The organism is Streptomyces sp. NPDC052721 (assembly GCF_040678315.1).
GTDB lineage: Bacteria > Actinomycetota > Actinomycetes > Streptomycetales > Streptomycetaceae > Streptomyces.
Window position 1 is genome coordinate 72,356 of record NZ_JBFATL010000010.1, and the last position, 20,282, is coordinate 92,637.

The 20,282-nt window shown below is 67.7% G+C and carries 20 protein-coding genes and 3 pseudogenes; 11 read left to right on the forward strand and 12 right to left on the reverse strand.

The window, feature by feature from the left end:
* Window positions 1–513: 513 nt before the first annotated feature.
* On the reverse strand, window positions 514–1,383 hold the full coding sequence (locus AB0L21_RS12555) for a class II glutamine amidotransferase (protein WP_365783802.1): 870 nt from the start codon (window positions 1,381–1,383) through the stop codon (window positions 514–516).
* An 857-nt stretch (window positions 1,384–2,240) separates the two neighbouring features.
* On the opposite strand from AB0L21_RS12555, the gene AB0L21_RS12560 reads away from it, so the two are divergent.
* Window positions 2,241–2,429: a hypothetical protein gene (locus AB0L21_RS12560; RefSeq protein ID WP_365783804.1), complete on the forward strand. Its 189-nt coding sequence runs from the start codon at window positions 2,241–2,243 to the stop codon at window positions 2,427–2,429.
* Between the two features lie 517 nt (window positions 2,430–2,946).
* Here AB0L21_RS12560 and AB0L21_RS12565 read toward each other — a convergent pair.
* A complete protein-coding gene (locus AB0L21_RS12565) occupies window positions 2,947–3,483 on the reverse strand; it encodes an isochorismatase family cysteine hydrolase (protein ID WP_365707473.1) in 537 nt (178 codons plus the stop codon).
* 296 nt (window positions 3,484–3,779) lie between these two features.
* A complete protein-coding gene (locus AB0L21_RS12570; protein ID WP_365707475.1) occupies window positions 3,780–4,058 on the reverse strand; it encodes a GlsB/YeaQ/YmgE family stress response membrane protein in 279 nt (92 codons plus the stop codon).
* A gap of 688 nt (window positions 4,059–4,746) precedes the next feature.
* On the opposite strand from AB0L21_RS12570, the gene AB0L21_RS12575 reads away from it, so the two are divergent.
* Window positions 4,747–4,881, forward strand: coding sequence for a hypothetical protein (locus AB0L21_RS12575; RefSeq protein ID WP_365783806.1), 135 nt, complete (start codon window positions 4,747–4,749; stop codon window positions 4,879–4,881).
* A 169-nt stretch (window positions 4,882–5,050) separates the two neighbouring features.
* Window positions 5,051–5,791: an HAD family hydrolase gene (locus AB0L21_RS12580; RefSeq protein ID WP_365783808.1), complete on the forward strand. Its 741-nt coding sequence runs from the start codon at window positions 5,051–5,053 to the stop codon at window positions 5,789–5,791.
* A gap of 46 nt (window positions 5,792–5,837) precedes the next feature.
* Here the strand turns inward: AB0L21_RS12580 and AB0L21_RS12585 are convergent, their stop codons facing one another.
* The 4 genes and pseudogenes from AB0L21_RS12585 to AB0L21_RS12600 form a co-directional block, all read right to left on the reverse strand.
* Window positions 5,838–6,242, reverse strand: coding sequence for a hypothetical protein (locus AB0L21_RS12585; RefSeq protein ID WP_365783810.1), 405 nt, complete (start codon window positions 6,240–6,242; stop codon window positions 5,838–5,840).
* Window positions 6,239–7,087: an IS5 family transposase gene (locus AB0L21_RS12590; protein ID WP_365783812.1), complete on the reverse strand. Its 849-nt coding sequence runs from the start codon at window positions 7,085–7,087 to the stop codon at window positions 6,239–6,241. Before AB0L21_RS12590 ends, AB0L21_RS12585 begins: the two co-directional genes overlap by 4 nt.
* A gap of 199 nt (window positions 7,088–7,286) precedes the next feature.
* Window positions 7,287–8,105 (reverse strand): annotated as a pseudogene (locus AB0L21_RS12595) (GNAT family N-acetyltransferase).
* Window positions 8,069–8,323, reverse strand: a complete 255-nt coding sequence (locus tag AB0L21_RS12600; protein WP_365783814.1) for a hypothetical protein — start codon at window positions 8,321–8,323, stop codon at window positions 8,069–8,071. The pseudogene AB0L21_RS12595 and the gene AB0L21_RS12600 overlap by 37 nt, the downstream one beginning before the upstream one ends.
* A 380-nt stretch (window positions 8,324–8,703) precedes the next feature.
* Between AB0L21_RS12600 and AB0L21_RS12605 the strand changes: the two genes are divergently transcribed.
* Both AB0L21_RS12605 and AB0L21_RS12610 read left to right on the forward strand, forming a co-directional pair.
* Window positions 8,704–9,537 (forward strand): PIG-L family deacetylase, encoded by an 834-nt coding sequence (locus tag AB0L21_RS12605; protein WP_365783816.1) that lies wholly within the window; start codon window positions 8,704–8,706, stop codon window positions 9,535–9,537.
* A gap of 365 nt (window positions 9,538–9,902) precedes the next feature.
* The gene (locus AB0L21_RS12610; RefSeq protein WP_365783818.1) at window positions 9,903–10,346 is read left to right on the forward strand and encodes a hypothetical protein; all 444 of its coding nucleotides are present in this window, start codon (window positions 9,903–9,905) and stop codon (window positions 10,344–10,346) included.
* Window positions 10,347–10,690: 344 nt separating this feature from the next.
* Here AB0L21_RS12610 and AB0L21_RS12615 read toward each other — a convergent pair whose 3' ends face one another.
* The 3 genes from AB0L21_RS12615 to AB0L21_RS12625 form a co-directional block, all read right to left on the reverse strand.
* Entirely contained in the window at window positions 10,691–11,320 is a 630-nt protein-coding gene (locus tag AB0L21_RS12615; RefSeq protein ID WP_365783820.1) for a hypothetical protein, read from the reverse strand.
* Window positions 11,321–11,690: 370 nt separating this feature from the next.
* Window positions 11,691–12,197 carry a GNAT family N-acetyltransferase gene (locus tag AB0L21_RS12620; RefSeq protein WP_365707485.1) on the reverse strand — a complete coding sequence of 169 codons (507 nt, stop codon included), beginning with the start codon at window positions 12,195–12,197 and terminating at the stop codon, window positions 11,691–11,693.
* On the reverse strand, window positions 12,172–12,555 hold the full coding sequence (locus AB0L21_RS12625; protein ID WP_365783822.1) for a hypothetical protein: 384 nt from the start codon (window positions 12,553–12,555) through the stop codon (window positions 12,172–12,174). The genes AB0L21_RS12620 and AB0L21_RS12625 overlap by 26 nt, the downstream gene beginning before the upstream one ends.
* 355 nt (window positions 12,556–12,910) lie before the next feature.
* On the opposite strand from AB0L21_RS12625, the pseudogene AB0L21_RS12630 reads away from it, so the two are divergent.
* A pseudogene (locus tag AB0L21_RS12630) lies at window positions 12,911–13,128 on the forward strand (hypothetical protein); the annotation flags it as partial.
* A gap of 446 nt (window positions 13,129–13,574) precedes the next feature.
* Here the strand turns inward: AB0L21_RS12630 and AB0L21_RS12635 are convergent.
* Entirely contained in the window at window positions 13,575–13,826 is a 252-nt protein-coding gene (locus AB0L21_RS12635; protein ID WP_365783824.1) for a S1 RNA-binding domain-containing protein, read from the reverse strand.
* A gap of 1,063 nt (window positions 13,827–14,889) precedes the next feature.
* Here AB0L21_RS12635 and AB0L21_RS12640 point away from each other — a divergent pair.
* Window positions 14,890–16,167 carry a hypothetical protein gene (locus tag AB0L21_RS12640; protein ID WP_365783826.1) on the forward strand — a complete coding sequence of 426 codons (1,278 nt, stop codon included), beginning with the start codon at window positions 14,890–14,892 and terminating at the stop codon, window positions 16,165–16,167.
* A gap of 501 nt (window positions 16,168–16,668) precedes the next feature.
* Entirely contained in the window at window positions 16,669–17,208 is a 540-nt protein-coding gene (locus AB0L21_RS12645) for a hypothetical protein (RefSeq protein WP_365783828.1), read from the forward strand.
* A 367-nt stretch (window positions 17,209–17,575) separates the two neighbouring features.
* Here the strand turns inward: AB0L21_RS12645 and AB0L21_RS12650 are convergent.
* Window positions 17,576–17,896, reverse strand: a pseudogene (locus AB0L21_RS12650) (IS701 family transposase); the annotation flags it as partial.
* A 44-nt stretch (window positions 17,897–17,940) separates the two neighbouring features.
* Between AB0L21_RS12650 and AB0L21_RS12655 the strand changes: the two are divergent.
* The 3 genes from AB0L21_RS12655 to AB0L21_RS12665 all read left to right on the forward strand — a co-directional run bounded on the left by AB0L21_RS12655 (window position 17,941) and on the right by AB0L21_RS12665 (window position 19,682).
* Window positions 17,941–18,633 (forward strand): hypothetical protein, encoded by a 693-nt coding sequence (locus AB0L21_RS12655; protein WP_365783830.1) that lies wholly within the window; start codon window positions 17,941–17,943, stop codon window positions 18,631–18,633.
* A gap of 168 nt (window positions 18,634–18,801) precedes the next feature.
* A complete protein-coding gene (locus AB0L21_RS12660) occupies window positions 18,802–19,167 on the forward strand; it encodes a hypothetical protein (protein ID WP_365783832.1) in 366 nt (121 codons plus the stop codon).
* A 68-nt stretch (window positions 19,168–19,235) separates the two neighbouring features.
* On the forward strand, window positions 19,236–19,682 hold the full coding sequence (locus AB0L21_RS12665; protein WP_365783834.1) for a hypothetical protein: 447 nt from the start codon (window positions 19,236–19,238) through the stop codon (window positions 19,680–19,682).
* Window positions 19,683–20,282 lie beyond the last annotated feature (600 nt).

The window sequence follows — 20,282 nt, forward strand, 5'->3', positions numbered from 1 at the left end:
CCCCGTAGGTTGCTGATGCTGAGAGGGCATCATGCGGCTGGCGGCGGCCCTGAGCGGTGCCTGTGGCCGTCTCGTGATCCAACGGTGAGTGCGGCGTAGCTGACACCTCTACTCATGACCTTGGTTGCGACCTGCTGTTGCCCAGTTGTACTGGGTGGACCGCCTATCAGGCCGGTCAGCACCGCGGAGAAAACCGACGAGAGCTCCCTCAGCGTCTTCCGCTTGGGCAGGGGCTGACGCCGTACCAGCTCGAAGTACTTGCTCCACCTCTGTTCGCCTGATGCCAGCTGGGGCAAGCGAACACCCCTCCTGCACACGTGTGTTGCGCTCGGGCGCTTCAGCATGCCCCCTTCCCCGGGGCAGGGGCAACCGCGGACCAGCAGCTCAGCAAGGTGGCGAGCCCGACCCCCGGGGGCTCGAAGCCGCCCGCGTCCGTTCGGAGTCGCACGCGTGACTCCCGCAGCCGCAGGCCGGTGGCCGGCCAGGTCCCTGGTGGCTGCGGTGCGGGCACCCTCAGGCAGCCTTCTGGGAGGCGGCTGCGTCGGGGTGCAGGTCGTCGAGGGTGAGCTGGTGCGCCGGAGGATCGGGAAGGACGACCTGACGGGTGAGGCGGAGGTCGGGGCCGACGTGGAGCAGTTCGCCGGGCTCCACCTCGCGCCAGTGCGGGTTGTCGTCCATACGCTCGCTGGCGACGACGACGGCGGGGTGCTCGGCAAGGGGCGATGAGTGGATGCGCATGCGACCGTGGGTGCCGCTGTGGTCGAGATGCCGGTTGCCATGCTGGCCGCCTGCCCGACGTTCGAGGACGTAGAGGTCGTGGGTGTTCGGGTAGCGCAGCGCCCACAGCTCCTCAGCGGTGATGAGGATCAGGTTGAGGGCATAGACGGGCAGGTTGCCGGCGATCCAGTGGGCGGCGTGCCGGATGCCCTCGGTGACGTCACCGCCGTGCCGCCGGGTCTCCCGGGTGATCAGGGCGAAGAACCGCTCGGAGTCGGTGTCACCCTTCACAAGTGACCGATCCTCGCCCAGGTGGTCCTCGAGCTTGTCCAGGCCCTCGATGACCCCGTTGTGGGCGAAGAGGCGCCCGTCCTGCTCGAAGGGATGGGTGTTGCGGACGTCCAGGCTTCCGGTGGAGGCGAAGCGCACGTGGGCGATGAAGGTTGCCGACTCAACCTCGCGGGCTTCCTCGGCGAAGGCGCGGTCGCGGTAGGCGGCGATGGGGGCCTTGTCGATGCGCGGGGTGCCGTCGGCGGTGAAGTGGCCGAGACCGGTGCCGTCGGGGTCTCGCTGGCTCTGCCGGCTGAGGCTGTCCGGGGCGTCCAGGAGCCAGAAGGTGGCGTGGGTACGGCGCGGGGCGCTGCTGAGGCCGAAAAGACGGCACACGGCATTCCTCCAGAGGGGTGGGCCGGCCCTCCCTGGCTCGTGCCGGGCCGGCAGTCGTGCTCTGTCGTCAGTGGCGGCCGGGGCGTGGGGCTTCTTGGACTCCGCGCCATAGCCACCATCCTCGTGATCCCGGTGAGGGATGTGTACGCACCGGGTGCCGAGTTCCGAGGTCTGCGGATACTCGTCCTTCTGATCATGTCCTTCTCGGCGCACTCGGCCATCAGCCGCCGGGATTTGGGTCCGGCGAACGTCGCCAGGTTCACCGGACTCCGCCTATCAGGTCATGCACGACGAGCTGATGCTCGACGGCACCGCCCGGGCTCATACTTGGGCACTCGTACAGGCTCACGGCTGGGCACCGGGTTGATCTCCCGGTTGCGGCTCTCCCCGGGGCCATCGTGCTGCATCGTCATTCATACTTGTCCTCTCTGCGGGGTTTGTCTGCTTCTGGCAGGAGTCCCACGCAGGGCCGGTTATGAACCAAGTGGATGATGCGCCATAGATGCCTAGGATGTCCTGTTTGCTGGCCCGGCACCAGGCGATGTGCTGCTCGCCCGGGACTATCCGCGGCCCGTACGACCAGGTAGCGGGACCATGCCTGTCCCAGATGAGCTCGAAGACGCCGGGCGCGCGCCGGACACCTTCATGCGGAGGCCGCGGCGGAAGGTCCCGACGAGGATGTCGCCGACGAAGGCGGCGGCGGCCCGTGAAGTGCCGCGCCCATGTGCCACCGACCCAGGGGAGCAGGTGGCCCTTCGTGCGCCCCGGTCGCGCAGGGCCGGTCCGTGGGGCGGTCCTGCGCGACCGGGGCGGGTCCGGCCGGCCCGCGCGTACGGGCGGGCTTGGGGCAGCCGACGGTGCTCGGGCAAGCGGTCAGCAGAGACTTCGGCGGCGGCGTCGCCCGCCGGGCCGCCGACCAGGTGACCTCGCCGTGCACCGGCGCCCTGGCCGCTGCCGACGTCTTCACCGTCGACAACGCCTACGCGCTGCTGGAGTCCCAGCGCAACGGCGCTGGCCTCCTCGACCCCTTCGGCATCCGTCCGTAACCGGCACCGAGCGGAGCGGCTCCGCGGACTGGGGGCGCAGCGGGAGACCACGGCGTCCCGCCTGCGCCCTCGTGATGCCCGCCTCCCCGTACGGCGACGGGCGTGGCTGGTGGCTCGTGCCGGACCGCGGCTGTTGTCGGATTCCTGGCCGGGCCGGCCTCGCGGCGGCCGGCCCGTGCCGCCCTGGACGCGGTGGGAGCCGGGTCCGGGTCAGCGGCTCGGCAGGGGCGACGCGGGCCCGACGATCACCGCCTTGTCAGCGTGCAACGCCCCGTCCGCGACGAAGGCCCGGCTGCGGTCGATGGCGTCGGCGGTGCGATCCCACACCTGGCAGACGTGATCACCGGTGTCGACCTCGTGGCCCCTCGCGGGCCCGGCCCCGGGGACGCGCGGGTGTGCGCGAGGTCGAAGACATGCCCTCAGTGACCGGGCAGTCGCTCCACGCTGGGCATCGGGGCGTACTCTGCGGCGGCGTCCAGGGCGGTGAGGACCAGGCAATCAGTCCTGGCACCCGGCTTCACACCCAGAGTTCTTGGCTTCCGCACACGTGCGCACCCATGTTGCGCTCCATCATCCGCAGTGCCGCCTGAGCGAGGTCCTCGTGAATGTGCGCGACGGCGTCCTGCGGAACGATGACTTCGAAGTGCCGGATGTGAGCATCCAGGGCTGAGTACAGCACGCACTGTTCGGTCACCTGCCCGGCGAGCACCAGCCGGTCGACACCCTGCTGCTGCAACAGGTAATGCAGCGGTGTCTCGAAGAAGATGGAGTGGCGGGCCTTGAGCACGAAGAGCGAGTCCGCATCGGGCTTCACAGGCTCGACGAGATGGGCATGAGGAGTGGCCAGAGCCCGCTCGAGCAACTCGCCGTGGTGTGAACGCCACTCGCCGAAGTTGTCATTGACGTAGATGACCGGTACCCCGCGACCACGTGCGCGCCGCAGGAGATCGGTCAAGACCGGTACGACCGGTTCTGCCGAGCGGATCAGCTGGTCGGCGTCCTTGTGGTCGTAGGTGTTGATCATGTCGATGACGATCAGCGCAGTCTTGCTCATACGATCAGCGTTCCACCGATGGGCAGCGAGGCAACTCCTGCACGCCGGGCAAGATGCGGACGGCTCACCGTCCTGGGTCCGTGGAACAGCGTGGTCGTCGGAACCGTCGCGAGTCCGGACCGAGCTGAAGGGCCCGTGTGCGGGAAGCGGCAGCCCTGCCCACGCCCGTGGGTCGGCCGTAGTGCTGCGTCCCCCCGGACGTCCTGCCGCCCGGCCGGCTCGTACACGGCGACGGCTCCCCCTGCGGATCGGGGGGAGCCGTCCAGAGATGCTCGACCGCGTGCGGCGTCAGTGGGTCACGCGTGCCGGTGCGTGTGGCGGTTGCCGGCGATGAGGCGGTACAGAGCGAGCAGGATGAGGGAGCCGACGATCGCGGCGATCCAGGTGGAGAGTTCGAAGAACCCGTCGACGGAGTCGACGCCGAAGATCACCTTGCCGAGCCATCCGCCGAGCAGCCCACCGGCGATGCCGATGAGCATGGTGACGATGATGCCGCCGGGGTCCTTGCCCGGCATGAGGGCCTTGGCGATGGCGCCGGCGAGCAGGCCGATGATGATCCACGCGATGATGCCCATGATGTGTCTCCGTCTCGCTGTATAAAGACTGTGTTAGCTCCTCGTCTGTACCGTCCGCGCTCATACAAACCTGGGATCGCGGTTTTGCGGCTCCTGGAGTGAAGAGACGCGGTGCCGCGACACCGGCCGGCTCCCTGCGGACAAGCAGGTGAACCCGGCTCCAGGAGCGACAATCGACGGCTGCGCGCCGCTGCGGCCCCGCTGATGACCGATCTCCGCCCGGTGTGCGCCGCCGGGACCTCGGCCGCCTCCCACTCTGCCGGGGACGGCTTCGACCCCGGTACACCGCGCGGTCACCGTCGACCGCGCCATCATCCCAGTCCGGTGACTCGCACCGTCACCCCGGCTGGTTGCGCCCGGCCACCGGTCCTTGCAGCGGGCGACAGCCGGGGGAGGGCCAAGACGGGTCGGAACCGTGGATCCCGGCCACAAAGGAGCAAAGACCCGCTTGATCACCGAACGGCCCGATCCGCCCGCCTCGATCGGGATCTCCGGGGCGGGGACCCGCGGCAGCCCGGCCCCGGTCCCTGGGGCGCGGTATCGGTCGCGGAGCGGAGGCAAGGACGTTGGACAGCTTCGCGTTGGCGCTGTTCCTCATGCCGCTGGAGTTCATCACCGTCGACGAAGTGTGTGAGGCGGTCGACGGCTCATCGCCCGCGGTTTGGTGGAGCGGGTGGACGGCACTTACGTGTCCCTCAATGAGCTGGCGCTCGACATCATCAAGCGCGCTGTACTGCCTGCGCAGTTCCGCAGGGAGTGGAACGCGGCCAAGGCAAGCTGGCCCGGGCCCACGCCGCCCACGGCACAGCTGCCCGTCATCTGAGAGGGCGGTTCGTGAGGTGATGTCCGTTTCACCGGTTAGGGATTGGGGCCAGGCTGGACGCGAACAACTTCCTCTGGCTTCCCAGTTGAACGAGTTCTAGCCAGGCAGCAGGCTGCCGCAGGCGCCTGACCACCGATCCGTCGCCTGCGCGGGCCGCTAGGGTCCTGGCATGCCCATCACCGCTGTCATCTTCGACTTCTTCGGGACTCTCACCCCCAGCACGCCGGCGCACGTCTGGGACGACCACGCCGCGCGGAGCGCGGCTCCCCTCGGCATTCCCGCTCGCACGTGGCGCGCGGCCTTGGACGCATCGTTTCCCGAACGGGCGACTGGAGACCTGGGCGACTTGGCGGCGACCTTCCACACGCTTGCACTCCGCAGCGGAGTCGACCCGAGCGACGAAGCCCTCGCAGCCGCTTGCACCGCGCGGATGGCGGCGCAGCGAGAGCTGTTCGTCCTGCGTGACGACGCGGCCACAACGTTGACCGCACTACGGGCCTGGGGACTGCGCGTGGGTGTTCTGAGTGACTGCACCGCTGAACTTGCCCAGACCTGGGCACAGCTGCCGGTGGCCGAACTGGTCGATGCACGGGTGCTCTCCTGTGAGGAGGGTCGCCGCAAGCCCGATCCGGAACTCTTCCACCTGATTGCGCGTCACCTGGATGCCGCCCCACAGGACTGTCTCTACATCGGCGACGGCGGAGGAGACGAACTCACCGGCGCATCCAACTGCGGCATGCAGGCGTTCATGCTCCGGGCCGCGGACTGGGCCGACAACGACGCACACGCGCGCGAGGACGACTGGCCCGGTCCGGCTCTGCCCACGCTGGCCGACGTGCTGTCGCTCGTGGAAACGTCACCAGCAGTCGCCGATCCAGCCCGACGACCCGCTCGGCGCAATGCCATATGACCCTCGGGCGATCTCGGAGCGTGGTCAATCGGCTCGTTCACGTCGACTATTGCTTCTTGGTGAAGCTGCCGGTGTCGATCTCGGTGAGGATGCCGAGTTTGAGCAGGCGTTTCAGCTTGGCGCGGGTGCCTTCGATGTTCTTCGGCAGCAGTTCGTGGCCGAGGGTTTCGCAGACATCACGGGCCCGCAGCGGGCCTGTGGCGTCGTTGAAGACGGCGAGGATGCGGGGGTAGTCCGGGTGGTCGGGCAGTTCGGGTGCGGCGGCCTGGGCGGGAAGCCGGTCGGCGAGGGCGGTGACGGTCTTCCTGGTGATCACCAGGTGCTCGAGATTGGTCTCGGTCTCCCGCAGCCGGCCCTGCAATTCGGCGATCTGTGCGCGGAGGTCGTCGGCCAGGGACCGGGCGGCGTTCTCCTGGAGGCCGAGCGCGTCGAGCAGGGGCTCGATGTTCACGCTGCCACCGCCTGAGCCTCGCGCCAGGTGGGAGTGTTCGCGCCGGTGAGGCGTCGGACCATGACATGCGTCATCGCCCAGTAGACGCGGGAGGCCGAGGAGGACGGGCGGTGCTCGTAGTCGCGGACCAGACGCCGGTGCAGTATTAGGATCCCGTAGGTCTGCTCGACCCTCCACCGCTTCGGCTGCGGAACGAACCCCGTGTCCTGCGGGTTGCGTTCGACGATCTCGATGTCAATTCCGAGGCCGGCTCCATGCGCGACGACCTGGTTCTTGAAGCCCTGGTCGACCAGGGCTTTGCGGACGGTACCGCCTGCGTGCTCGACGACCTCGTCTAGCAGGGCGATGCCCGCGGCGTTGTCGTGACTGTTCGCAGCCAGCACGATGACGGCGATGACCAGCCCGAGCACGTCCACGGCCAGTCCCCGCTTGCGCCCCGGCACCCGCTTCGCCGGATCCCGGCCGGTCGTGGAGGCGGGGACCCCGGCGGCCACATGGACACTCTGGGTGTCCAGCACCACCAGGGTCGGGTCCTCTAATCGCCGGGCCCGCTCCCGGACCTGGCAGCGCAGGAGCTCGTGAATAACCTGGTCGGTCCCGTCGTCCCGCCAGGCGGCGAAGTAGTAGTACGTCGCGCTCTTCGGTGGCAGATCGTGTGAGAGGTAGGCCCACTGGCAGCCGGTCCGGCCCTGGTAGAGGATCGCGTTGACGATCTCCCGCATCTCGTAGGCGCCCTGATGGCCGCTGACCGAGCGGTGCCGGTCCTTCCATGCGGTGATCACCGGCTCGATCAGAGCCCACTGCTCGTCCGATAAGTCGCTCGGGTAGGGCTTGCGTTCACTCACCCCGCCACACCAGCAGACCACCGGCCGCGGACCGGCAGATTCCGCCCGTGCCCACACCATCAGGCGACGACAGAGCCATTCAAAAACTCACGAACCGCCCTCTGAGAGGGTGTTCTTCTCCCTCCCTGCTACGACCAGTAGGACGGAGTCGACGGATCAACTTCCTGATGGCAGGTGCGGTTTGCGCCGATCATGTTTCTCACCGGCTTCTGGTGACGCTGTGGGAGAACTCGTACCCGGTGAAGTCGGCGACGTGGACGTATCCGACCCGCTGGTAGAGAGCGTTGCTGGCGCGGTTGGCCGGGTCCGTGACAGGAGAACATCCCTCGCGCCTACGGCCAGCGCGGCACGGCTCACCTCGACCGTCACGGCGCCCGCGTAGCCGCTGCCCCGGAGGTGAGCTGGGGTGTAGACAGGGTCCACCCGGACCATGCCGCCGTCGATCGAGGTCGCAGCCGCCATCGAGACCGGTGTGCCGTCCGGGGTCTCCCAGAGTGTGAAGTGCCTGTCGCCGAAGCGCGAGTGGGCCCAGGAGACGGCGTCGATCAAGTCGATGGAGGGTTGCTCCCCGACATCGACGCAGAACTCGCGGCACCAGCGAACGACTTGCTCGTTGGTAAAGATGAGTCCGCCAGAAGGGTGTCGGCGCTGCGTCCGTGTGACGCTGCGAGGCATCCGCGAAAGCGGTGGCGGTGTCGTGGTCCGCGAGGACACCGGAGTGGGAGCGGCCGAGGTCGGCTAGGTGAGCGGCGAGGGTGCCAGCCTGCTCGGCAGAGAGGGGGGTGACCCACAGGTATCCGCGCGGAGTGCGATGAAAGATGGCGCGGACCTCGCCTCGTGACTCCAGCCGGCCGAAGATGGTGGGTTCGGCACTGTGTGCATTCGCCCCACGTGTTCGCAGTTTTTCGATGGCTGTCAACGGCATGTTGTGCAGAGCGGGCCGGGAGCGCAGGAAGTCTCATGCTCGGGCGAGGAAGTCCTCTACGTCGTCGGTGAGTTGCCAGTCATCCGTGTGCATGTTTCATGATCCGGCATCGTGGTCAGTGCCCAGTTCAGGTGGGCTTCGGAGTGCTGGGGCAGGCGTTCGTAGCCGCGTGCGTTGCGGCGGGCGTTCATGCGCCAGCCGATCGTCCGCTCTACTTTCCAGCGGCAGGGCAGGACGACGAAGCCCTTGGTGGACTTGGGTCGGGAGACGATGCGCAGGCTGAGCCAGAGGCGGTCGCGTGCCCGGTCCACGAGGTCACCGGCGTGTCCGCGGTCGGCCCAGACCTGGGTGATTTTCGGTGCGCGAGGCGAAGAGGGGGCCATCCCCGCGGACGCGCGGAGCAGCGGGTGCCGGCACCCGCCCGGGTGGCCGAGCCGGCACCATCCCCACACGCGGGGGAGCGGTCGTGGCGGGGACTGCTGGCCGATGAGCCGGTGGGACCATCCCTGCAGCGGCGGGGATGGTCCCACCGGGATCTGAAGGCCAAAGCGCCGCTCCGGGAACAGCCGGGCCGGCCGGCACGGTTGCATCGACTGAGAGACCGGCGCCGTACCAGGATCCGGGCCCCAAGATTGCGGTGACACCCGCCGCACACTCAGACCAAGACGTATTTCCGTAGGAGGATCGCTTCATGACTGACCGGCCCTTGACGCTCATGGCAGTGCACGCCCACCCCGACGACGAGGCCACCGGAACCGGAGGGGTCCTCGCGCGGTACGCGGCAGAAGGCATCCGCACGGTTCTCGTGACGTGTACCGACGGCGGTTGCGGTGACGGACCAGGAGGTGTCAAGCCGGGCGATCCCGGGCACGATCCGGCGGCGGTCGCCTTGATGCGCCGTCAAGAACTCGCAGCGAGCTGTGCCGTCCTTGGGGTCAGCGATCTGGAGATGTTGGACTATGCCGACTCCGGGATGATGGGCTGGCCGAGCAACGACGCCCCCGGATCCTTCTGGCGGACCCCCGTGCAGGAAGGCGCGGCCCGGCTCGCGGAACTCATGCGGCACTACCGACCTGATGTGGTCGTCACCTACGACGAGAACGGCTTCTACGGCCACCCCGACCACATCCAGGCCCACCGCATCACGATGGCGGCGCTGGAGATGACCGCGCTGGCACCGAAGGTGTACTGGACCACGATGCCTCGTTCGATGATGCAGCGGTTCGGCGAAATCATGCGCGAGTTTCATGAGGACATGCCGGAGCCGGATCCTGCCGAAGCTGCCGCGATGGCCGAGATCGGCCTTCCCGACGATGAGATCACCACGTGGGTGGACACAACCCGGTTCAGCGGTCAGAAGTTTGACGCGTTGGCCGCGCACGCCAGTCAGGGCGAGAACATCTTCTTTCTCAAGATGGGAAAGGAGCGGTTCGGCGAGTTGATGGGCATGGAGACCTTCGTACGTGTCCAGGACGCCACCGGCGCGGCCATACCCGAGAACGATCTCTTTGCCGGACTGCGCTGATCCGCCCCTCCGACCGGACCTTGCGTACGCTTGACGGCGACGAGGAGGGACTTCATCGACCGGCAGCCGACCCCGTCTCGCGCACACCGAGGGCCAGCGCCAGTTGCGCGGACCCTCGGTTGCTTCCGTCACCTACTGCGTCCGCGCGCTGCCCGGGGGCCGTCCGGCCCATGCCGGGGCCCTGCCCGTTTGGTGCCAGGCGGGGGTGTCGCCGACACGGACACGGGCCTGCCGGCGGAGGTGATCGCTGAACTCGTCGCCGAGGCGGGCCCGTTGTGGCACGCCCGACACCACGCCGAACTCGTGTCCAGGTCGCGGCAGCGGGGGCAGCGGGGGCAGTGGGCGCCGGCGCAAAGCAACGCCTGATGTTCGTCGACCGGCTCCTCGCCACGCTCGTGCATCTCCGCCACGCCCCCACGCACGACGTGCTGGCCTGCTGGTGGACACCATCTCCCGGTGCGCGGGCGCCTGGCGGTGAGGTCCATCGCGGAGAACGCGCCGTCGTGGATACGCAGCGCCACTTGGTCACGGTGAAGGATGTCGAGGACACCGAGGACGTGCCCGGTGCCGCGCGCGAGGCGGGACATTCCGAAGAGGTGCACGGTGTCGCCCGGCCGCGCGTAGTCGAGGAGAGCGAGGAACTCCGGCCCGCTGGAGCGGGTGGAGGCGGCTGGAGGTGCCCGGTTTCTCCTCGGAGGCGACCGGGTCCCCGATCCAGGCCTCGTCCGGGACGAGTTCCCGATCCAGGACTCGTCCGGCACAAGGTTCTGCCGGGCGGTGACTGCTGGTCGGTCGAGACCCGCTCGTAGACCAGGCGGGCCCCCACAGGGCCCCTTCCCTGCGGGGGATCGGACCCTACCTGTCGTCGAACCCGGTCATCGATCACCAACGGATCCGATGGATTCATGCCGCCACGGACCCCGGATAGCACGGGTTCGTTGGACACGTCGGCCGCTTGGGTAGATCGCGGTTCGGGGCCTTGCCGTGATGACCTACGAGCCCCCACTGACTGCGGAGCCGGGCCGATGAGTGGCCGCCGCTGTGGGAGGTCGGCCGGAGTACGGCAGAAACGTGCCGCACCGGTGCACCTTTCCCGACGGCGCCGACCACCACCGGACCGACTGCCCTGAGAACAAGCTGGGCCGGGTGCGGATCAGCCGTCGTTGACCGCTGTAGTCTCGGCTCCGCAACTTATGACGGTATCCGTGGGGGAGTTGTAGGTGCACGCCTGGAAGACCAGCTTACTTCCCTTGGCGCCGTAGGCGTTCGTGCTGGTGTTCTCGTAGAAGTCGTAATTGCAGAAGCCCGTGGTGCCCGCGCCGGCACTGTTGTAGCACCCTCCCGAACGGTAAAGCCGCCAACGTGAGCCGTCCCAGAGGTAGTTGTCCCACGACACGGCGGCTGAGTAACCGTCCGACTTCGTGTCCGCAACGGTGAACTTGTCACCGTACTTAACGAAACACCCCTCCGCGCCGCTTGCTGTGGCGCAGACCTGGTCGGCGGCGGGACTCGCCGCGGGCCCCGTGGCCGGCCGGGGGGCCGTGATGGCCGAGGGCGTCGAAACGCCGGCGGACGATGAGTTGGCCGAGGCTCCAGAGGCCAGGGCGGGGACCAACGAGACCGTGCCGACGACGAGGCCAAGTGCGGTAAGAGCGCGCTTAATGACACAACTCCTTGACGTGTGGATCGTGCGGTGACTGCCGAACGGACGCGGGCACGCGCCATGAGCACGGGAATGTCGGCCGGTGAACGGCTTTCCGCCGCAGCGGTAGTCGCCACTCACTTCGACGCCGGTATTCCCGTATCGGCGTTGAACTCAGCCTGTCGGACGGACTACGGCGTGTCGCTAGCAGAGAGTCCACATCTGCTTGGCGTTGCGTCCACTACCCCGCCGGCTGAACGAGCTGCGCCACAACGACCCCAGCGGCGAAGTGGATCACAATGCTGGACTACCCTGATCGTTCTCACCGACAGCCGCTGTACCGATGTCCCTACCGACGCGTGAGTCCCGCGGGTTCACGCAAACTGAAGGGTTCTTGGTGGGAACCCAAGGGTCCGGGCGCCGTGCTTCACGGTGCTGGTTCCACGAGTTCGACTCCAACTCACGACCATGCCGCTTCCTGGCTCGCTGGGCGGCCGAGAGGGTAAGCGGGTTAACCGAGGGGGTGGCCGTAACGCAACTTGTTGAGAGCGGCCCCGCCGGTGGTGTCCACCACGGCCGTGCCGTCGGGACGCCAACCGGCGGCCTCGTAGAAGCGCCGGGCCCGTTCGTTGTCTTCGAGTACCCACAAGACGGCCTGTGCGTAGTCAGCCTGTCCGAGAGTCGCCAAGGCTGCCGCCATCAACTGCTTTCCGATCCCGGTGCCCCAGACCTCGGGCATCGCGTAGAGCGTGCCGATTTCCGCGGTGGCAGAGCTGTCCTCAGACGGGCTGAAACTTGCGAACCCGACGATCCCCGCCTCGGTTTCGGCTACCAGCACTCCCGACGATGGCCACCGTGTCTCTGCGATACGTGACTTCCAGTTGGACTCTTCGTGGCTTGGGTCCATGGCGTCGAGGTAGTGCTGCGGAACAAGACCGGCAAAGGCCGCCTGCCAGGAGCTCACGTAGACACCAGCGACCGCCGAGGCGTCATCAGGCCCTGCCTGTCGAATCCGCATGGCCATCATTCTCCAAGGCTCTCCGCCCCGGGCCAAGTTCTTTTGCCGAGGGCCCTGTCGAGTGCTCGGCTGCCTGTTCCAGGAGAGCCCGTGCGGAGTCCGCGTAGCGCATCGCGGCCTTCTCGTCGAGGCCGAAGACCTCGGCAAGGTGGAGTGGGTCAGGGCCGTGGACCAAGGCCTCTTCAAGCTGCCGGTCGACGCGGAGCCGCTCCAGGGTGGCGTCCTGTCCGCGCATCGGCGCGCTGATCCAGTGGTTGCTGGCCCGGCTGGTGGTGTTGGCGGTCTGGTTGTTGATCAGCAGGTGGAGATTGGCCGTGCTGGGCCACCGGCGCCGCCGGTGGCCCAGCCAGTCTGTCACGAGCTTCAGGGTGAGGTCGTCGAGAGGCCGGGCGCCCGGCGATGGTCAGCCGGCGGTTTCCGAGGTCGACGTCGTCGAGCGTGAGGGTGGCGATCTGGGCGACCCGGGCGGCGTGAACCGCCGCGAGCGCGAGGACGAGCCGTGCCGCCGGGGTGGTGGCCGCCACTTCCGAGCTCTCGACCGGCTCCGGAAGGAGCGGTTGGAGCACGTTGTACTCGTTCTGCCCGACCTTGATGCGGCTGGTGGGGTCGAGGAAGATCAGCCCGTGCCGTTTGGCCCAGGTGAACAGCGAGCGTAGGGCGACGAGTTGGTCACGCCGCTGGTGACCGTGCAGTGTCGTGACGTAGGTGAGGACATCGTCGCATCCACGATTGTGCGCGCGCATCAGCACGCGGCCGGCGCCCGCACCGATCCACCGCCGCGCCCGGCGTCAATGGGGGCCGAAGCAGCGGCACACCGGGCCGGAACACCGTGGCAGAGCCTCGTGGACCGGCTGGTGGAGGTGGTGCGGGAGGCGAAGGCCTGGGCCGCTCGCGCGGCGGGTTCACCAGCAAGCTCCACCTGAGCGCCGACGGGCGCTGGCGCCCGCTGTCCCTGGTCGTCACCGGTCGGCAGCGGGCGGCCTGCACCCAGTTCGAGCCGGTTCTCTAGAAGGTTCGCGTGCCTCGCCCAGGGCCGGGCCGACCGCGCAGCAAGCCGGACAGTCTGGCCGCGGACAAGGCGTACAGCAACGGCTCGTGCCGCCGCTACCTGCGCTGTCGGGGCATCCGGCACACCATCCCGGAGAAGGCCGACAGCCAGGCCGCCCGCCGGCGCAAGGGTTCACACGGCGGACGGCCCGCGGGCTTCATGAGGTGCGGTACAAGAAACGCAACACCGCCAACTGGCGATCAACAAGCTCAGGCAGGCCCGGACCGTGGCCACTCGCTACGACGCAAACGCCGCTACGTCTACCTCGGCACCGCCATGGTCTCGGCCCTGACCATCTGGCTCCGCACCCTGATGGGTTGGGGAAGGTTCTAGGCGAAGCCTTCGGCTGCCAGGACGACACGGGACCGTTCCAGGTCGACGGCGACTATCCGCACCGATATTTCCTGGCCCTCGCGGACACTCTTCGCCATGTCCGCGACCGGCTCGGCGACCGGAACGAGACCTTCTACGCAGTCGGCGATGCGCACGAAGAATCCGATCGGCGCGATCTTCGTGACACGTCCGGTGACAGCATGACCGGCACACTCCACGAACCGAGGCAGCAAGTCCTCGTGCTCCACCCACTCAGGAGCACGATGCCTACCTGGTGATTGTGCTCGGCATGCCGGACCACCTCGCCGGTGACGAGCTGTCCTACGCTCGGCAGTTCCATGCATCTGGGCATCCTGTCGACTCCGGTCAGGCCTACGGCTTCAGGCTGGCCGTCAATGGAGAGGAAGACACCCGAAGGGCTGTCTACCGATGACCTCACCGGTGATCGAGGTACCGAAAGGCAGCGAGCGAACCGTCTCAGGCCAGGCCGCGGCGGCACCGGCTGCTTGACACCTGCCGTTCTCCAAAGGCCAGGAGTGCTCGCTCATGCGCTGATCATGGCACGCAGAAAGCTGTCTCGTTAACGTGTTTCGAGGTGGCGGCCATGATCGGCCGGACAGGTCCTAGGAGATCCGCTCGGCCGCCGACGGCGCTCACGGCCTGCGCGCATACGCCTGGGCGCTGATTGCGCTGCCCGGCAGCGGTGATGACGGCTTCGCAGACTGCGTGCTCATCCGCCGATCCCTGACCGACGGTGAGCGCACCTACTACCTCACCCACGCGCCCGCTGGCACCCCACTGCCGGAACTCGTCCGCGCCGCCGGAGCCCGCTGGGCGATCGAGGAGCTTTCTTCGAGGACCCGCGCGGCGTCGCCGACCACGAGACGCTGTCCAACGTGCTGCGGTACGCCGAGGGCTGAGAGAGCGTCGAGTGGACCACGACGACGAGCAGGTGGCCGACCGCGTGTCGGTGAGCATGATGCGCGCGGCAGTGTGGGTCTGCGGGTCGCCCGTGCCGTGGCAGTCGTGAAGTCCCGGCTTCATCTGTGGGCGAAGTCGCGCTGTTGTGTCCAGGGCTGGTGGCTTGCGCGACGGATGGAGCAGTTCCTCGACGTGCTGCTGGAGGGGTTTGCCAACCAGAAGTCGGTTCGGAATCTGGCCCGCTCCGCGGTCAGGGTCAAGAAGAACGCCGAGTTGGATTCCGTCGACCGTCCAGGTACCGCTATCCGGGTTTCCATGTCCGGAACGTGTCCCCGACATGGCCGGCAAAGGCCGGTTGGAACGGCTGGTTCGCCCTTACCCTCGCTCAGCATGGACACCACACGCAGAGCGTTACTGAAGGGCGCCGCGGCTGTTCCCCTCGCGTTGACCGCCGGCGGGTTGCCCGTAGCGTCCGTGGCACGGGCGGCAGAGCCGGAGTACGGCCTGAGGATGTATGACCGTGACGGCTCACCGACAGGCACGACGTGGGAAGCCGCCACCCAGGGGCTGATCTCGAGGCAGAGGCTTGCCGTGGCCGACCTCGTCGACGACGTGCTCAGCAGGGCCGAGCGGCGCGCTTCAGCGCCCGGTGACTGGCGGGACGGTCCGGGTACGGCCCCTAAGCCCGACCGATTCGACTTCGCTTTCGGATGGGACGCGAGGCCCAAATACAGCGAGGACGCCAGCGGCAAGCGGTGGTATCCCCAGGGCATCACCACGAGCTACGACGCCTACGGCGGCCCCGTGCCAAGGAGTGGAGGCAGGAAGGTCGCCCTCGTCTCCTGGTACGACAAGCGGGCGGGCGGAAACCAGGGCGCCAGGGTGTCCGTCATCGACGTCACCCGCACTGGCTCGTCCAGCCGCCCTCGGTACGACCATGTCCTCCTGGTCGTGCCTACCAAGGAGTCGGGTGAGCCCTACGACTTCAACGTCACCGAACTCCACGCGGGCGGTATCGCATGGGTGGGGAAGTGGCTGTACGTGGCGGACAGGATCCATGGCCTGTATGTCTTTGACACCACCAGGACGCTCAAGGTGTCACGCGGGTCGACGGAGGAAACCCGGGAGCGCGCCAGGAACTGGTGCGGCTATCACGGCGGAGACAACAAGTACTACGCGCACGGCTACCGGTACGTCATGCCCCTTCATCATGTGTACCGGCCGGCCAGCTGGTCGGCGAAGCTGGAGTACTCCCAGGTGTCCGTGGACCGTACCCAGGGGGCCACGCACTCGCTCGTCGTCAGCGAGTACTTCGAGAAGAGCTCCGACGGCGTGGCCGTGCGTTGGAGCCTGAACAGAGCCGGCTTCATCGCCGCCGAGCGGGCTACCTCCGCCTGGCCTCTGCAGATCCCCAGGGTGCAGGGCGCGGTCTGCGTCGGTGACCAGACCTACTACTCGGCCAACCCCGCCGTGGAGGCCATCACCGACGAGCCGAAGCAGGGAAATCTGTGGCTGCAGTGGCCCCGGGGTGAAAAGATGAACGCGCCCCGAGGCAAGCTCAGCCTGGGGCCGGAAGACCTCAGCTACCAGCCGCAGGCCAGGGGAGGGTCCCTGTGGGGCCTCGCTGAACACCCGGACACCCGGCGCGTCTACCGCATCCGCCTCTGACTAGCCGTTCCCCATGTCGCCGCACCGCACGAAAGGGGCAGGCGGCATCGGGGCCACGGCTCCGGGAGTGCCGGACCATTCAGCCGCCAGTCCGAAGCCGCGGAGACCGACGAGGGGAACGCCGGCCCAGGCCCGAATCAGATCCAGCCCGCGCACAGGGAATCCCAGCACGGTCAATCTCACCGGGATTTCTCCACCTCAACTACTCACACCTGGTACACGGGGCACGATGCCGCCGTCACCACCGGCGGCCCAGCGGTCGACATCGACTGGTCGCGCGCCACGCACCGGCCAGATACGTAAACGTCGTGCCCCTCAGTCGGTGTCGGCCCGCTTGCTGATGGTGTCGACATGATCTGGAACGCGGCGGCCAGCCTCTTCGGCGCCCGCTCGACCCGTGGCACCGTCTTCAGCTGCTCCTTCGCTGTCCCGCAGGACGGCAACTGGGCTCGGGGCGGCGCCTGACCGGGGAGCTGATGGCGCAACCTCAATCTGCCATCAATGCTCGGGACGGTCCCACAGGTGCTCGCGCGGCGCGCCAGCATCGCAGTCAACGCGGAAATGGCGTCGTCACCTGCATGCGCGATAGCCCTGCTCGGCTCCGGTTCGAAACGATGGGTCCCCGAAAAGAGAGAGGACTATATGGCCAGCCTTCTCCGGACACGTCTCGCTCTGACCGTCTGCTGTGCCGCTGCTCTCGCTGCCACGCAGGCAACACCTGCGTACGCGGCAAGCCGGACGGTGCACTTCGACTACACGCACCTATGGTTGACGCCCGAGTTCGAAACGGCAGGTGGCCCTATTCACTTCACCGTCAAGGCGTGCGACCGGCCCACGAAAGACATGACGGTGCTGCTGCGGCGCACCGACGGCTTCAACTATGACGTGGGTACGGAGACCATCAAGTGCCGTGCCAATCAGAGGGCGACCTTCGACGTAGGCAGGAACCCGGCCGGAACGTACGAGTTCGAGCTTGGCAAACTCGATGACGGAACACGGTTCAAGGGCACTGCCACCTACTCGTTCACCGGGCCCAAGTAACCCCTGGAGAGACGGGCCGGGGCACCGACCGAGAGACTTCGCCTGACTCTCCACGCCCCGGCCTGGAGCCGACCTCTGCCAACCTTGCCGAGCGGGGGGAGACCGACGGCCGGCCTGCCCAGTCGGCCGGACGAGAAGTGACGATCCTTGCCCACCGCTTCCCCTCCACGGGCATGAGCCGAAGCTGCATGCCTAGGGCACTTTAGTACTGCAACGGTGTTTGCCGTGACTGATGGCCAGGTCAGGGACTGTGTCCGCGTCGTCTGTAGTGTCTGGTGCGGGCCCGGCGTTGTCGACGTTAGGCGCCAGGTCGACCAGTGCAGGATGCGCTCGACGGGTGTGGGTCGGCGGTCGGTGAGGCGAGTGATCAGCCGTCGTCTCTCGGCGAGGCTGAGGTGGATGAGCTGGGAGGATCCGTTTCTTCTTTCCCGGCGTCCAGTTCCCGGGCTCGCGGGACGGTCAGGCAGGCGTGGGCGGCCATGGCCAGGATCATGTGGCGGTTCCAGCCGGGGTAGCGGCGGACCTGGTAGTCGTCCAGGCCGCCTTCCTGCTTGGCGCTCTGGAAGCATTCCTCGAAGCCCCACCGGCTGCCCGCCGACGCGGATCAGGTCATCCAACGTGGTCTGGCTGGGCAGTAGGCGATGTAGCAGGAGATCTCCTGCGGGCGGGCAACGCTGCGGCGGGCGATCTGACCCAAGCCCGCAGCGCCAGCATTCGAGGGTAGGAGTAGCTGTGAAGGACATTCACACCACCGACGTTCTGCTGGCGCTGCGGCGCTTCATCGGCGTCCCTGTTCCGGACACCCGTCTACGCCTGCGTGGATTCGTCAGGTCAGGCGACATTCTGCGATTGCGTCTGGCAGACCCAGAACGCCGCCAGCTGGTGCTCACCCTGCCCGTGCTCCAGCCCAATGAGGCAGTGCCGATGCCTACTTGGTGGTATGTAGGCGCCCTCCGCCATGCCGCGCGATGGGCCGAGACCACCGGCCGGCTGTCCCCCGAAGGGCATGAGGCGCAGGTATTCGACGGCGAAACTCTGATCGCAGAAGGAGTGATTCCCGCTGCAACCGAAACGACCGCGGACGACAGTCTGGACTACGTAATCGGAGATCTCCTCGCTGACCCTGCCTGGCACAGTAAGCACAGTCCCGCTCCCGAGCTGTACCAGCTCATCGGGTTCGACCTTATGACGGAAGACCGCATCCGGGTGTACCTGGAAATTCCCTACTCCGGGCGCACGATCGGCGTGGACTTGGCTGTTGTCGATGACGAAGCGGGCGAGCCGCGTTCGACAGGGTGGTGGGCCTCGGCCAAGCTCAACGCCATCCTCACTCCTGACGAGCCAACCACTCTCGCCGCGCACCAGGTGCCGGACGCATACGACCCGAACTGTGACACGGTCTACGACCTGACTCGTTGGGCGTAGCACGCTGCCCGCCGCGCGTGCAGGTCGGTTCACCATTCCCGTCCACTGCGGCCGGGTCGGCTTCTACGATCCCGTGCATGCTCGGATCCCGAGCTGCTGGAACGGATTACCGCGCGGCGCGCGGAGCTGGACGAAGCCGAAGAACGGCTGGCCAAGAAGTTGGCGGAGGTGCGGGCCGAGCGGGACGAGCTCGCCGTCGCCGAGCGGGTCCTTGAGAGGGTGAGCGGGCAGCTCGCGGACGAACGCGCCTCTGCCGCGCCGGCGCCCGGACAGGTGGGCGGGCGTGCGGTGATGCTGATCCCGCCGCGTACGCAGGACGTGAACGAGGCCATGCTCCCGCCGGACTACCAGCGCATTCTCGCCGCCGTGCGGCAGGCAGCAGGGCCTGTCATGGCCCGGCAGGTCTGTGACTCGCTGGGAATCGATGTCAGCGTTCGGTCGAAGCTGGAACCGCTGCGCGGCAAGCTGGTCAGACTCGCTGATCGCGGCTGGCTGCGCAAACTGCCCGACGGCCGGGTCACCACCCGCCTGTGACTTGCCCCGCCGCCTGCGGCAGCGCGATGGAGACGTAACCGGGGTCCCCCGGCGGCCGTTGGAATTGTGTGACGAAAACCAAAAAGCACGCCGTGGGCACCTGCCCGCTTGTCTACCAGTGCCGCCTGCCACTGTCTACGCGGACCGTCAACCACCTCGCCGACCCGTTACGGCGTCACCTGAAGGCGATCCGTTCCAGGTGGCGGATCCTGCCGCCCGGGAAGATTGCGGTGATCGTCCTGGCCGTTCTGCGCCACGACCAGCGCCTGGCCGACATGGCCGGCGGCAACAACGTGTCCGAGTCCACAGTCCGCCGCTGGCGCGACGAGCTGATCACCCTGCTCGCCGCGCAGGCACCGCGCCTGGACCGCGCCCTGAAGAAGATCGCCAACCAGGGCAAGGAGGTGGTCCTGATCGACGGCACCCTCATCGCCACCCAGCGCCGCACCGGAAAAGCCGACTGGCGCAACTACTCTGCAAACATCACCATCACGGCCTGCACTTCCTCGCCCTGACCGACGAGGGAGGCCGCCTGATCTAAAGATCCGCCGCGCGGCCCGGCCGCACCCACGACAACACGGCCGCCCGCCACGACCGCATCCTGGCTCGAAGTCAACCGCTGACAAACGATCTACTCCTCAGACTGCCGCCCATGACCAGCGTGAGCACCCGGAGGCCCGTCACGCCAGCCCTTTGACCAGCGGCTTCAGGTTGGCGGAAGCTCACTGAGTGCATCCGATGCACGCCGACGATGCCCGGCATCCACTACACCGAGTGGAGCCCAGTGGCAGCCCGCATGGGTCACGTTCCTCCGAGGGCTGGGATGTATGCCTGGGGGAGTTTGCGCTGTCGCAGGGCGGCGGTGATCGCGGCCGTCGGCCGGCACCGTTCCCGGCCTGTCTGTGGGTTCTGTTCGGCGGGTTCGTGCAGGAGGCGAGCGCGGCTGTCTTCGATGGTGCGGTCCTCGGTGAGCACCTTGCTGAAGGTCGTCATGGCGGTGTCGGGGCCGGTGTGGCCGGCGGGCGGGGAGGTGATGCGGATTTCTAGGCTTGCGGTCGCGGTTACAGGGCTGGCGATCGGCAGTAAGGCTGTGCCGTGGGCGGCTTCGTGGTAGG

Coding starts and splice junctions, on each gene's coding strand:
- AB0L21_RS12580 (WP_365783808.1), top strand. CDS start 5,051: ATGCCCATCACCGCTGTCATCTTCGACTTCTTCGGGACTCTCACCCCC.
- AB0L21_RS12610 (WP_365783818.1), top strand. CDS start 9,903: ATGTTCGTCGACCGGCTCCTCGCCACGCTCGTGCATCTCCGCCACGCC.
- AB0L21_RS12620 (WP_365707485.1), bottom strand. CDS start 12,197: ATGCGGATTCGACAGGCAGGGCCTGATGACGCCTCGGCGGTCGCTGGT.
- AB0L21_RS12640 (WP_365783826.1), top strand. CDS start 14,890: ATGGACACCACACGCAGAGCGTTACTGAAGGGCGCCGCGGCTGTTCCC.
- AB0L21_RS12565 (WP_365707473.1), bottom strand. CDS start 3,483: ATGAGCAAGACTGCGCTGATCGTCATCGACATGATCAACACCTACGAC.
- AB0L21_RS12605 (WP_365783816.1), top strand. CDS start 8,704: ATGACTGACCGGCCCTTGACGCTCATGGCAGTGCACGCCCACCCCGAC.
- AB0L21_RS12570 (WP_365707475.1), bottom strand. CDS start 4,058: ATGGGCATCATCGCGTGGATCATCATCGGCCTGCTCGCCGGCGCCATC.
- AB0L21_RS12645 (WP_365783828.1), top strand. CDS start 16,669: ATGCTCGGGACGGTCCCACAGGTGCTCGCGCGGCGCGCCAGCATCGCA.